The organism is Microbulbifer sp. ABF4_148, assembly GCF_056158985.1.
The window spans coordinates 1,468,641-1,481,201 of sequence record NZ_JBSWUI010000001.1; the positions used below are offsets into that span (position 1 = coordinate 1,468,641).

Below are 12,561 nucleotides of genomic sequence, written 5' to 3' on the forward strand. Positions count from 1 at the left end.
TTTTTATACCTACAGAGCCAAAACTTTGGATCAAAAGGCGTTCTGGCGGAAGTCTTCTGAGGGTTTACGCGCCAAACTTTCCTGTATCGATATTCTGCCACGACAGCAGGTTCAATCTGAGTGAACGCACTGAAAGGCCTTACTCGAAGTGCGCCGGGTATTTACGCGGTGCTTAGGTGAGAAAGCCGGGAGAGGGACTGTTTATATCGTCATCATGAAACCTCATACAAGGCATCTATTCACCGGGCAACTCCACTACCGCTTCGTAAGGGTTCTGCTTGCGCGTGCCCCCGGTTTCCTTGCTCGGTATCATCGGGAAATTGGGCGTGAACACGACCAGTGCACTGCCGAGCTTGTAGAGTGGCTCGACATTGCCGTCTACCTTGGCGAGGCCTTCTTCAATCGCTTTTTTCAGTGTCTTCTTGCCCATCATCACTTGCTCCAGATCGGAGCGATTGATGCGCAGGGTCAGGTCCGGGTCCTTGACTGTAAACCCTTCGATATTGGTGAGCGTGCTGTTGGACAACTCGATGGCATATTTCTCGTTGTTGTCTGGTGTGATGAGATTCATGCTGAAGCTCAGGTCCTTGACCTTGGCAGGGTCGAGGCGTACACCGAGAAAATCCAGAAACTGGCCGGTGGTCATGGCCCGGATCACGTCGGGGCTACTGGAGTTCGGTGGGGCGCCCTCGGGCAGGCCATTGCGCAGCTCATAGGCGCCCTGCAGGAAGCTATTGCGCAGGCCGGGGTTCTCCTGCTGATAACCGATCTGTTCCCATACGTCGGCGAGCAGTAACCGGGCATCATGATTGTCCGGTTCCGCCTGTACCAGTTTGTCGAGGATTTCCTGAGCGAGGAAATACTCCCCCGCGTCATGCAGTTTGCGGCCCTCGCGCAGGATATTGCCCGACCCTCCCATCATCTTTACATACAGCGGTGCCGCGTCTTCTGGGGACAGAGGAATCAAAGTGGCCGGGTTGCCATCCCAGTAGCCCAGAAAGCGGTTGATGACCGCGCGGCTGTTGTGTTCCGGTGAACCGTGGTATCCGCGGTTAAACCACTGCTGGGCGATGCCATCCGGTGTCTCGAACACGTTGTGGATCTGGTTAATAGTCACCCCCTGGTTGGCGTGGAACAGGGAGTAGTTGTTCATATTGGCATACAGGTCGCGCTGGCCACGTAATACTTCCTGCACCCGGTCATTACCCCAGCGAGGCCAGTGGTGCGAGGCAATCATCACTTCGGCGTCGTGACCGTAACGATACAGGGCGCGGTTGATATGCTGCGACCAGAGATGCGGGTTGCGCACCAGCGCGCCGCGCAGGGTATAGACGTTGTGGAAGACTCCGGTGACGTCTTCGCCAGTCCAGTAGACCTTGTCTTTCGGAAACCAGATGTGCGCCTGCGAGGGGGCTTCTCCGCCGGGAGTATTCATAAACTCCATTTCCACACCATCGACGTTGAGCGTCTCGAAATTCTCATCGATGACAATGGTAGGTGGAATCAGTCCAATGGCGCCGTTGGCAACATTCATGTTCAGGCCTTGCCCGGCGTGGCCGAAAGGGCTGGCAGGTAGCTGGGTGCCGTACTGATATTGCACGCGCCGGTTCATGGCATTGCCGGCAAATACATTTTCCGACACTGCGTGTTCCATAAAGCCTCGCGGCGCAATGATTTTCACTTTGCCGGCCTTTACGTCCGCCTCGTCCACAATGCCGCGCACGCCGCCCCAGTGGTCCACGTGGGAGTGTGAATACACCACCGCCACCACCGGCCGTTCTCCCAGCTCCTTGTCTACCAGTGCTTTTGCCGCAGCTGCGGCCTCTGGCGCAGTGAGAGGGTCCAGCACAATCCAGCCGGTTTTACCGCGCACGAAGGTGATATTGGCGAGGTCGAATCCGCGCACCTGGTAGAAACCGGGAATTACCTCGAACAGGCCGGTTTTCATGTTCAGGCGGGAGATACGCTGCAGTGACGGATGCACGCTGGGGAAGTCTTTTTCACCGCGGAAAAAATCATAGCGGTCGAGGTCCCAGACCACATTACCCTCAGGCCCGGTCACCTTCCAGTTTTCCGGCTCGGCGATGAATCCTTTCTGCGCCTCCTCAAAGTCGCGTTTGTCATTAAAAGGCAGGTTGGCGCTGTCTTCGGCGATGACTTTCAGGGTGTGTTTTGAGGGAGGCTTGCCCTGAGGATCGAAGTGTTTGCTGTGGTCATCGGCCGCCAGGGCGAACTGGCCCAGAGCGAAGGTACAGAAGATGACAGTGACGCAGGAACATAACGCAACGTCAAATCGGGCAATATAGCGGTGGAGTCGTGACATGGAGTTTCAGGCTCTTCCAGAACAGGCGGTTGACCGGAGTTGGCACGTGGGCGTCCAGAGTATAGACAAGCGCGCTGCGATTCCCGGGTAGCTGGTTCTATGCAAAAAGCCGGTCGAGGAATCGCACGAATGCCATTCGTAAGGCGCATCGGCACAAGAGAGTCCATTGAGGAAAAGACATCGTTTCCATCTTTGGCGGCACAATCGTCCGCGCTTCCCCGAGGGAGACTCCATGGCGGTAGTGAATACCTTCCTGGGTGAGCACCGAGGCTGGGCCAGTCAATATTGGCAACGGTGACAACCCAGGTCGCGCCAACCCTCTGGCCGCGGTTTCCCGCTCAGCCTTGCCATAGTTCGGCAGCTACGGGGCAAGCCGCTGGTTATCTCGAACTCCTTCACCGGTACAATACTGCTACTAGAGGCGCCCAGATTATGAACGGGAAGCACACTTTGGCAGGGATAGGGATTGAGGCGACTGGTGCCTGGTTGTCAATTATATCGGCACAGCTTAGAGGTCAAGTTGGCGCCATGCATCGGCCTTGACGATAGAAGGCCACTATCATTTTTACCGGGATACCATACCTTGGTATTTGCTTTTACAGATCAACATCGTTGGTACAGGTGTCCTATGCCGTTTGCTCGTCAAATATCTTCGTTTTTCCTCCTGTTGGCCCTGCCGCTTCTTCAGGCCTGCGCCGGTAAAACTGAGGTTGCCACTGCAGATATCGGCCCGGTCGTGAAGCTGATGGAAGAAGTGGACGTACTGCTGGTATCTGACCATACGTTGCCGGATCACCTTAATCTATCCAGTGGTGGAGCCAATGGAGAAGAGCGGCTGTTCATTGATCCAACGCTGGCAAGCCTCAATGACAAGCTCACCAACCTTGGCCTCAAAACCTACACTCTGAATGTTGAAGACATGATCGTGGGCAAAGACATTCAAAGCAAAGATACCTTTGATGCAGCCTACCAACAGTATGATCAGATACTGGAAGCAGCGGTTAAGCATGGGGTCACCATTGCCTCGATCCACTACGATGCGGACAAAATTCCTTCGGAGGATTATGGCAACAATAATGCCTATGCGAGTGCCGAAGAAGACGGCAAAAAGTACGGGTATATTGGTGGTATTCAATTAATCCTGGATGAACGCGCCACCAGCGATGCTACGCTCGCGCTTGCAGAGCAAATTATTCACCGGGATAACATTTTGCAGGCGCTCCATGCTGTTGGCTTTCGTATCCGTCCGGGCTATGGGGATAAAGTCCGCTTTCAAAGCAATATGACATTGAAGATCGCAGGCCACTCGGGAGGTGGTGCCTTCCTGCTGGAGATTGCTCCTCAGGATCAGGCAGTACGACTCTATGGAACACCGGAGAAGGTTGTTGAAGCAATAGATCAGCCAATGAGTGCACTGGCTGATACGCTGTATGCGTTCCGGCAGGGCTTGTAACAGCGAAAGGCCCGGGCGTTGGGTAGCGCAAAATGCAAAGTTAACCTCTGAGCACAAAAAAGCCCCGCCATATGAGCGGGGCTTTTTTTGGGTGAAAGACCAGAGGATAGTCGTTTTTAGCGGTTGAGCTCGTTAGCTTGAATAAGTCGCTGCTCAGCAGCAGGTGAAATTCCCACCTTTCACCTGCATGGTTCGTGACAGTTACCACTGCAAAACCCGATGTTTAATCAGAGAGGTTCGCAGTTTGCGACGCTGCTACGGGTTGCTGTAGCGGCACCGCGGTGGTTTGTCTGTCGCTTAGCCCTCGCGTTTGTCCAGAATGGACTCGATTTCATCCATCACTACTTCCATGCGGTTGATCACCGCGTTGTACGGCGCAGGGCTGGTCATATCGAGACCGGCTTTCTTGAGGATCTCAACCGGGTAGTCGTTACCGCCGGCCTTGAGAAACTCAAGGTAGGTGTCCAGTGCACCATCGCCACCGGTTTTCAGCTGCTCAACGAAGTAGGCCGCGCCGGCGATTGAGGTTGCATACTGATACACATAGAAGTTGTAGTAGAAGTGCGGAATGTAGGCCCATTCGACCATTTCGCGCTGGCCAATGTTCATCACGCCCTGCTCATGGCCGTGATATCGCTTCAGGATTTCACCATAGAGCTCCGTCATCCGCGCTCCGGTCATGGCTTCTCCGCGTTCAACGGCTTCGTGAATCGCCAGTTCAAACTCGGAAAACATAACCTGGCGGAAGTAGGTTCCGCGCATTTGCTCCAGCGCATATCCGAGGTAAAACAAACGCTCTTCTTCGGTTTTTGCCTGCGCCAGCATGTGTTCTTGCAGGATGATTTCTTTGGCAATAGCCGCAATCTCGGTTGTGAAAATCGAGAAGTTGGAGAGTTCGTAGGGCTGGTTTTCGTTGGTCAGCACCTTGTGCAGTGCATGCCCCCATTCGTGGGCATAGGTTGAAGCGCTGTTATAGTCATCCTGATGGTTGAGCAGAATCAGGGGGTGTACATCATACGCAGCACCGGACATATACGCGCCGGAGCGCTTGCCCGGTTGTGGGTAGACATGCATCCAGCGTTCGGCGGATGCTTCGGCGAACTTCTCGGCAAACTCACGGCCCATAATATCGAGTGACGCCAGCATGTGCTCGCGGGTTTCATCGATCGGGAACGTCAGGTCGGTCTTGACCAGGTCCGGGTAAATGTCGTGGTAGCCAAGGTCTTCAATACCGAGCATACGGCCACGTAACTCGAAGTAACGATGCAGCACATCGATTCTCTCGTTGGTCACATTGACCAGAGTGCGGTAGACCTCTTCGGGAATATTGTCGCCAGAGAGGAAGTACTGCAGGGTGTTGTCGTACTTGCGCGCTTTTGCCATGGCAACGTTGCCCTGGACTTCGCCATTGAGCGTTGCGCCGAGGGTGCTTTCGAAATCTTTGTAACGGCCCCAGAAGGCATCGAACACCGCCTCACGGTCTTCGCGGTTCTGCGCTGCGCGATGTAATGAGTAGCCGGCATTGGTCAGGTGTGCCTCAGTGCCATCGCTCAGGGTAATGGTTGGCCATTCGATTTCCGCATTGGCCAGAATCGAACGCGCATTCTCAGACGCTGACAGAGCGGTTCCCATCAACGAAAGCACTTTCTCGGTTTCTGGTGTCAGTACGTGTTTGCCCTGTCGGAGGGTGTCACGGAGTGACAGGGCGTGTTTGGCCAGGCCTGGTTCACTCTTGATAAAGCCTTCAACTCGCGCTTCGCCAAGTGCGACAATTTCAGGGGCCATAAAGCTTTGGTTGGCACTAATCGATTGGTATAGCGCCTGCAGGCGTCCGACCATTTCCTGGCCTTCGGCATCGCCCAGGTTGGTATTACGGATATTGGAAGCGTAGGTCCATGCGCGGGACAGTTCTTTTGAAATAGCAGATTGCATTTCCAGCGCGGCCAACAGGGTCTGTGCACTATCTCCGAGCTTACCCTCGTAGACTTTGAGGCTGTCGATCTGGCCGCCGAGGCGTTCCAGCTCTGCTTCCCAGTCTTGCTTGGTGGCGTAGAAATCGGTCAAGTCCCAGGTGTACTGCTCATCGACGACCTCTGCTGGGCTCTCCTGCGCCATCGCCGGTGCAACAAAGGTTGCCAGTGCCACAGCACTCGCACACATTAAGCCTGCTGTTTTAAGCTTGAGCTTATTTATGTTCATTTTGTTCTCGCTATTGTTCCAATGGAAAAATTCTGATTCATTTATTCAACTTTGTGAATCAACTACGGCGATTCGCGGCCGTCATTCGCAGACAGACTTCCCCCACGATCAACCCTGACTCTGAATGCAGTGTCTCATTAAAGGGCGAGTCTGTTTTGCACGCTTGGCTGACAGAATCGTCTGTTCAACGTATTTCCCCGGTCTGACAGATTCGTTCGCACAGGTCAGAAAAGCCCTGCTTGTGCGTGTTAAAGGGTGCGGTCAATCAGTTGCATGGAGGTAGCCGAAGAAGCGTCATGTCTCAATACCGGGTTCATCCGGCCGCACAGTTGGCGGCGCCAGGGAGAATCACACAGAGGCTTTTGCTCACGCTCCAGGCAAAATACGGTTAGGTGACCGGTGCGCGGAGATAGCTGTCATCGTCTTCCTCTGATTGGGTTTGGTCTAACTCGGCTTTCGCCCTTCCGAGATACGGACAAGAGGGCTATTCCGATCTTTCGTGGCATTACTTTGTTCGCCCGGAAAGGTTTATGTGCCAAAAGCCGCTTTATCCGTCACTTCCCGATTCTCTCACTGTGCTGGATTGAAGCGATTGCCTCCACCGGAAAACCTCAGCACGCGATGCGCCCATCAACAGAGTGATGGTATGCCCGCTGCTCCATCAAAGAAGCCCGGTCTACCCCCTCGAACTCTCTACTGGTGCCAACGCGTAGTCCCTTTCGCCAGCCATCGTTGACCACGGACTTCCGCGACTGAAAAGGGGTTTACATCCGAGCTGGCAAGCATGATACGATATGTTGCAACGTAACAATATGCAAGGTGAGCTCAGGGTAGCTCAGCGCAACTTCTCCATGTCATCTCAAATCAGGGAAAGAACCGTGAATCCAAAATTTTCTCACACCGCTATTTTCTGCAGCCTGTTGAGCTCTATGCTCCTGGCCAATCCCGTGTTCTCCCAGTCTGAACAGGCAAATAGCGAGAACATCGAAAGCGTCACCGTACTGGGTGTTCGCCAGGCGTACCAGGGCGATTTCACCGTGCTGGAAACGCCCCAGGCTGATCTGACCATCAGCGAAGAGATGCTGCGCAATGCCGGTGCCATCGAGCTGACCCAGGCACTGGACCTTTCTGCCTCTGTGGCGCGCCAGAACAATTTTGGCGGTCTCTGGAACAGTTTCGCCGTGCGCGGTTTTGTCGGTGATGAAAATTTACCCAGCAACTATTTGGTTAATGGGTTTAACGCTGGCCGCGGATTTGGTGGCCCCCGTGATCTGTCTGGTGTTGAGGCGGTTGAAGTGCTGAAAGGCCCGCGCGCGGCACTGTTTGGCCGTGGTGAGCCCGGCGGAACCATTAACCTGGTCACCAAGCGCCCCACCTTCGACACCGAGGGTGAAGTAAAGCTGTCTGTAGGTAGCTTCGATCAGTACCGCACCGACGTCGACTGGACCTCTCCCATTTCCGATGCGGTCGCCGTGCGACTGGTGGGCTTTTACGAAGATGCCAACAGCTTTCGCGACACCATCGAGACCACCAAACAGGGTCTGAGTCCATCCATCGCCTGGAAACTGAGTGAACAGACGCAGCTCAACTACGAGCTGGAATACAGCCACCAGGAAATCCCGTTTGATCGGGGGGTGATTGCCATTGACGATCAGCTGGGCCGTATTCCCGAGAGCCGCTTCCTCGGTGAACCTTCCTATGGCCCGATTGAAACTGATGTGCTGGGTCACCAGGTTGAGCTGCAGCACGACCTGAACGACAACTGGAGCGCGTTGGTCGGTTACGCCTATCGTGATACTTCCCTCGAAGGCCTGGCTTCCGAGAATGGCTTTGGTGCACCGGATGAAGCCGGTAACTTCGGCCGCTTCAGCCGCATCCGCGACTACGACGCGGTCTATCAGGTGTTTCGTGCAGAGTTGAGCGGCAGCTTCGAGACCGGCGGCTTGACCCATCGGGTCATCGTCGGTTTTGACGCGGATGAGTTTGAGAATGACCAGTTCGCACTGCGAGACCGTTCGACGGACCAGAGCATCAATATCTTCGATCCGGTGTATGGACAGTCCCCGGCAGCGGAGCTGGCACTTGCCCCCAATATTGATCGCATCGAAACGCAGGAATCCGCTGGTCTGTACATCCAGGATCAAGTCAGCCTGACCGACAAACTGGAGCTCCGCCTGGGTGTGCGCTTCGATGATTACCAGCAGGAACTGGTCAACCGTCGGCGCGATGCCGGCGACCCGTCCCGTGTCTCGACTTACTCTGAAACCCAGGTAAGCCCGCAGTTTGGTGTGGTCTACAAAGCCTCTGAAGCGCTGTCTTTCTATGCTGTGTACGGCGAGAACTTCCGTCCGTTATCCGGCGCAACTGACGAAAATGGTCTGGACCCGAATCTGTCCGAGTCGACCGAACTGGGAGTGAAATTTGCCCTCAACGACGGTGCGCTGCAGGGCAACGTGGCCATCTTCGACGTCAAGCAGTCCAACATCGCCACCTTTGATGCCGACTTCAATCCTACCGCAGTGGGTAAAGCGGGCAGTCAGGGTTTTGAGCTGGATTTGACCGGCAGCCTCACCGATACCCTGAGCATGTGGGTGTCGTATGCCTTTGTCGATGCCGAGACCAAGAACGACTATACCGATGCGATTTCCTGGAGCTTTATCCCGGCGGGTTCCGACCTGCTGAACGTTCCCGAGAATCAGCTGAGTGTGCAGCTGGTGCAGCAAGCACAGCTTGCCGGTAAGGCGCTCGAGCTGATCGGTGGGTTCCTGTATGTCGACGATCGCAGCGGCCAGTTTGGCGATCCCACCTTCCGCCTGCCCAGCTATACCCACGCGCGTGTTGCCGCAAACTACGAAGTCTCTGAGCAGGTACAGCTGAGCGCAGAAATTAACAACCTGTTCGACGAAACGTACTACACCAACTCCTATGCCGACGTTTGGGTGCAGCCTGGCACCCCGCGGAGCTTCCGCGTATCGGCTGCTTTCCGGTTCTAACATGATGAAATTGCAAGCAGACTCACTGTATGTCACCCGCGCGGACAAGGAAGTACTGAGCGGTATCAGTTTTGGCGTCGATGCCGGTGAGGTCTATGCCTTACTGGGTGGTAATGGCGCGGGCAAGTCCACCACGCTACTGAGTTTCCTCGGCTTCCTCGAGCCCACAAAAGGTCACGTGCGTGTTAACGGCCAGGAAGTTGGCGGCGCGTTAACCGAGGCGCGTAAAGCGATTGCGTACTTGCCCGAGTCTGCTTCGCTCTATGAGCATCTGAATGCCTACGAGAACCTGCAGTACTTTCTGCAGCTTGCCGGTACTGAGGTCGGCGGTGACGACGGAAAAGCCAGGCTCGATGCGGCCCTGGACCGTGTCGCGCTGGCACCGGAATCCCGCAGCCGCAAAGTGCAGGGTTACTCGAAAGGCATGTGCCAGAAAGTGGCCATTGCACTGGCGATCTTGCGTGACAGTGAAATCCTGCTGCTGGACGAGCCGACTTCAGGCCTCGACCCCAGTGCCATTGATGAGCTGCATAACCTGGTGCGCGGACTTGCCGACAGCGGCAAGACCGTACTGATGGTGACACACGACGTATACGGTGCTTGCCAGGTTGCCGACCGAATCGGGCTGCTGCGTGATGGCAAGCTGGTGGGTGAGTTTGAGGCAGCGGATGGCGAGCGTATCGATACCGAGCTGGTCCATCGTGCCTTTTCGTCGAGTACCGTTTTCCTGGCTCCTTCAGTGAATACGTCAGAAGCAGGGGTGCTATGAAACAGGCCGTGTTGATCGCCGCGGCAGAGTGGCGTTACTGGTTGCGTTCGTATCTGGTGCTGGGCGCGATGTGCCTGTTTGCCTTGATCCTTGTAGTGACGACCGTACTTACGGCGTTACGTGTCGAGGCCGAGAGCCATGCGCGCGCGCACCATCAAACAGAGGCCGAGGAAACCTTCCTCGCGCAGCCCGATCGGCATCCTCATCGTATGGTGCACTATGGCCACTACGTATTCCGCAGTCCGGCGCCCCTCGCACTGTTTGATCCGGGCCTGGACGCGGTGACCGGCCAATCGATCTTCCTCGAGGGGCATCGTCAGAACTCCGCGATGTTCGCCGAGTCCGGCGCCAGTGCCGATCTGGGCGGTTTATCGTGGCTGACACCTGCCGCCGTCTATCAGTTTTTTGTGCCGCTGCTGCTGATCCTGTTTGGCCATGCGGCGGTGGTACGCGAACGGGAAGCCAAGGTGCTCGGCCCATTGCTGGCGCAGGGCGTTAGCGGTAATACGCTGCTGCTTGGCAAAGCGCTGGCGATGCTGTCGGTGGTTGCCCTGTTGCTGGCGCCGTTACTCATCAGCGGATTCCTGGCACTGGCCAAAGGGGAGAGCCCGTTGGTGGTGCTGTCGCTGTGCGGCACCTACTTCCTGTATCTCGCCGTATGGGCATTGCTGGCGTTGCTGGTCTCGGCCTGGCTGAACAAGCGCGCCGATGTACTGGCCGTGCTGACGGCGCTCTGGCTGGGTATCACCCTGGTGCTGCCGTCTGTCGCGGTGAATGTTGCAGCACAGAGCGCGCCGCTCGCCGGCAAAATCGAGACCGATCTGGCGATGCTGGCGGACCTGCGCAAAGTGGGTGACGGCCACAACGCCAATGATCCGGCCTTTGTGAAATTGCGCAGTGACTTGCTCGCGGAGTATGACGTGGATCGGGTTGAAGACCTGCCGGTGAATTACCGCGGCGTGGTCGCCACCTACTCGGAGCAAAAGCTGACAGACGTCCTCAACCGCTACGCCGATGAGCGCATGGCCGCAGAGGCACGTCAGGCACAGCGGCTGGCCGAGCATGGCTGGTTAACCCCGGCGCTGGCGGTGTCCAGTGCGTCTCGTGCCATCTCCGGTACGGACCTGGCGCATTACCACCGTTTCCTGCGCGAGGCCGAAGCCCTGCGCTTCGAGTTTGTGCAGGGGCTGAACAACGCCCATATTGAATCGCTTTCCTATCAAGACGATATCAACCGCAATAAAGACGAAGCCTCCTGGCAGCGCGCGCGGGTGGATGCGAAAAACTGGGAAGTACTCGATCGCTTTGAATTTACGCCGGGCGATGCGCCGTCAAGAATTGCCCAAGCATCGCAGCCGATCGGGATGCTGGCTGTTTGGCTGATCGCCATTTTGGGTGGCTTACTGTTGGCTGCGAGGAGATTGAAGCCGTGAATAAGATCTCTGACCTGATACGCGAAACCAAATTTGCCATACGGGATCGCGCCGTCATTATCTGGATGGCAGTCGTATTCTCTCTTTCCGCGCTGGCGGTCACATTCGGCCTAGCGGAAGTGAAACGCCAGAACGCCCAGATTGACAGTCTCATCGCCGCGGATCAGCAGGAGCGCCTCGCCACTTCTGCCAAGCAGGATAGCTGGGGTAGCGCTGCTTACTACAACTTCCACTTCACCTATGATCGGCCTTCCGATTTCGCCTTTGCGGCCATGGGTCAACGTGACGTGCAGCCATGGAAGCACCGTGTGCGTATGCTCGCACTGGAGGGGCAGATCTACGAGCGCGATGCGGGCAACCCGGTGGTCGCGCTGATTGGTCGTTTTGATTTTGCGTTTCTGGCCACCTACCTGTTACCCCTTGTGCTGATTATGTTGCTCTATGGCCTGCGGGTGAATGAGCGTATCAGCGGACGGCTGAACCTTTTGGCAGCAACCACGGGTAGCGAGTCCTCACTGTGGATAACGCGTACCTTCGTGCGGGTGAGCGCTATCATCCTGAGTCTGTGTATACCACTTGTGGTTGCCGGACTGGTATCGGGTACGGCGGCGTCGACCCTACTCTGGGCTGTGCTGGCCGTGTGTGTCTATGCCGCGTTCTGGGCGACGGTGTGTTACTTCGTTGCTGCCTGGCAAAAGCCTGGTGCAATGATCTTGATGACCTTGATGGGTGTCTGGCTGTCGTTGGCAGTGATTGTACCGTCAGCCGCTAGAGTTTCGATTGATGCAGCCGTTCCGGTACCCTCGGGCGCAGACATCCTGATGTTGCAGCGTGAGATCGTGAACGACGCATGGGATCTGCCACGGGAAGCCACCATGGAAGCCTTCTATGAGCGGCATCCGGAGTGGAGCGATTATGAACCCGTCGAGAGTTCATTCGAGTGGCAGTGGTATTACGCATTCCAGCAAGTGGGTGATCAGCGCACTGAACCGTTAACGCTGGCCTACAAGCGGGGCCGTATTGAACGAGAGCGCCTGGCTGGAAAGCTATCAGTACTGTCGCCGCCATCGTTGCTTGAGCGTGGGCTGGAGGCGCTCGCGAAGACCGATCAGAAATCCGCTTTGGCTTATGAAGATAGGGTTAGACAGTTTCACGCTGAGCTTCGTGGGTTTTACTATCCGAGGTTTTACCAGAATGCGGTATTTGATCAGGCGGACTTGGTAAACTTGCCTGAGTTTGAGCTTGCGAATTAACTAATAGCAGATACTATCTAGAGTCGATTCTTATCTGTCCCAAAGATTTCGTTTGCGATGTTAGAAATATTGATAATCAAAGTAGATGAAGCTATTCCGGGAGATCGGTGCGCACTCTAAGGTGCAAAATTAATTAAT

At 55.7% G+C, this 12,561-nt stretch carries 7 protein-coding genes; 5 read left to right on the forward strand and 2 right to left on the reverse strand.

Going from position 1 to position 12,561, the window contains the following annotated elements; genetic code table 11:
- Positions 1 to 235 precede the first annotated feature (235 nt).
- Positions 236 to 2,323 (reverse strand): alkyl/aryl-sulfatase, encoded by a 2,088-nt coding sequence (locus ACXAD0_RS06400; protein ID WP_475087541.1) that lies wholly within the window; start codon positions 2,321 to 2,323, stop codon positions 236 to 238.
- 628 nt (positions 2,324 to 2,951) lie between these two features.
- Between ACXAD0_RS06400 and ACXAD0_RS06405 the strand changes: the two genes are divergently transcribed.
- Entirely contained in the window at positions 2,952 to 3,776 is an 825-nt protein-coding gene (locus ACXAD0_RS06405; RefSeq protein ID WP_475087542.1) for a hypothetical protein, read from the forward strand.
- 297 nt (positions 3,777 to 4,073) lie between these two features.
- Here the strand turns inward: ACXAD0_RS06405 and pepF are convergent, their stop codons facing one another.
- Positions 4,074 to 5,936, reverse strand: coding sequence for an oligoendopeptidase F (gene pepF, locus ACXAD0_RS06410; protein WP_475087543.1), 1,863 nt, complete (start codon positions 5,934 to 5,936; stop codon positions 4,074 to 4,076).
- Positions 5,937 to 6,853: 917 nt separating this feature from the next.
- On the opposite strand from pepF, the gene ACXAD0_RS06415 reads away from it, so the two are divergent.
- Genes ACXAD0_RS06415 through ACXAD0_RS06430 form a run of 4 tightly spaced genes read left to right on the forward strand, consistent with a single transcriptional unit; the run spans position 6,854 to position 12,423 of the window.
- The gene (locus tag ACXAD0_RS06415) at positions 6,854 to 8,968 is read left to right on the forward strand and encodes a TonB-dependent siderophore receptor (RefSeq protein ID WP_475087544.1); all 2,115 of its coding nucleotides are present in this window, start codon (positions 6,854 to 6,856) and stop codon (positions 8,966 to 8,968) included.
- 1 nt (position 8,969) lies between these two features.
- Positions 8,970 to 9,737, forward strand: a complete 768-nt coding sequence (locus ACXAD0_RS06420; protein WP_475087545.1) for an ABC transporter ATP-binding protein — start codon at positions 8,970 to 8,972, stop codon at positions 9,735 to 9,737.
- The gene (locus ACXAD0_RS06425; protein WP_475087546.1) at positions 9,734 to 11,170 is read left to right on the forward strand and encodes a DUF3526 domain-containing protein; all 1,437 of its coding nucleotides are present in this window, start codon (positions 9,734 to 9,736) and stop codon (positions 11,168 to 11,170) included. The genes ACXAD0_RS06420 and ACXAD0_RS06425 overlap by 4 nt, the downstream gene beginning before the upstream one ends.
- Positions 11,167 to 12,423 carry a DUF3526 domain-containing protein gene (locus ACXAD0_RS06430; protein ID WP_475087547.1) on the forward strand — a complete coding sequence of 419 codons (1,257 nt, stop codon included), beginning with the start codon at positions 11,167 to 11,169 and terminating at the stop codon, positions 12,421 to 12,423. Before ACXAD0_RS06425 ends, ACXAD0_RS06430 begins: the two co-directional genes overlap by 4 nt.
- Positions 12,424 to 12,561: the final 138 nt, after the last annotated feature.

Coding starts and splice junctions, on each gene's coding strand:
- ACXAD0_RS06405 (WP_475087542.1), top strand. CDS start 2,952: ATGCCGTTTGCTCGTCAAATATCTTCGTTTTTCCTCCTGTTGGCCCTG.
- pepF (WP_475087543.1), bottom strand. CDS start 5,936: ATGTGTGCGAGTGCTGTGGCACTGGCAACCTTTGTTGCACCGGCGATG.
- ACXAD0_RS06400 (WP_475087541.1), bottom strand. CDS start 2,323: ATGTCACGACTCCACCGCTATATTGCCCGATTTGACGTTGCGTTATGT.
- ACXAD0_RS06420 (WP_475087545.1), top strand. CDS start 8,970: ATGATGAAATTGCAAGCAGACTCACTGTATGTCACCCGCGCGGACAAG.
- ACXAD0_RS06425 (WP_475087546.1), top strand. CDS start 9,734: ATGAAACAGGCCGTGTTGATCGCCGCGGCAGAGTGGCGTTACTGGTTG.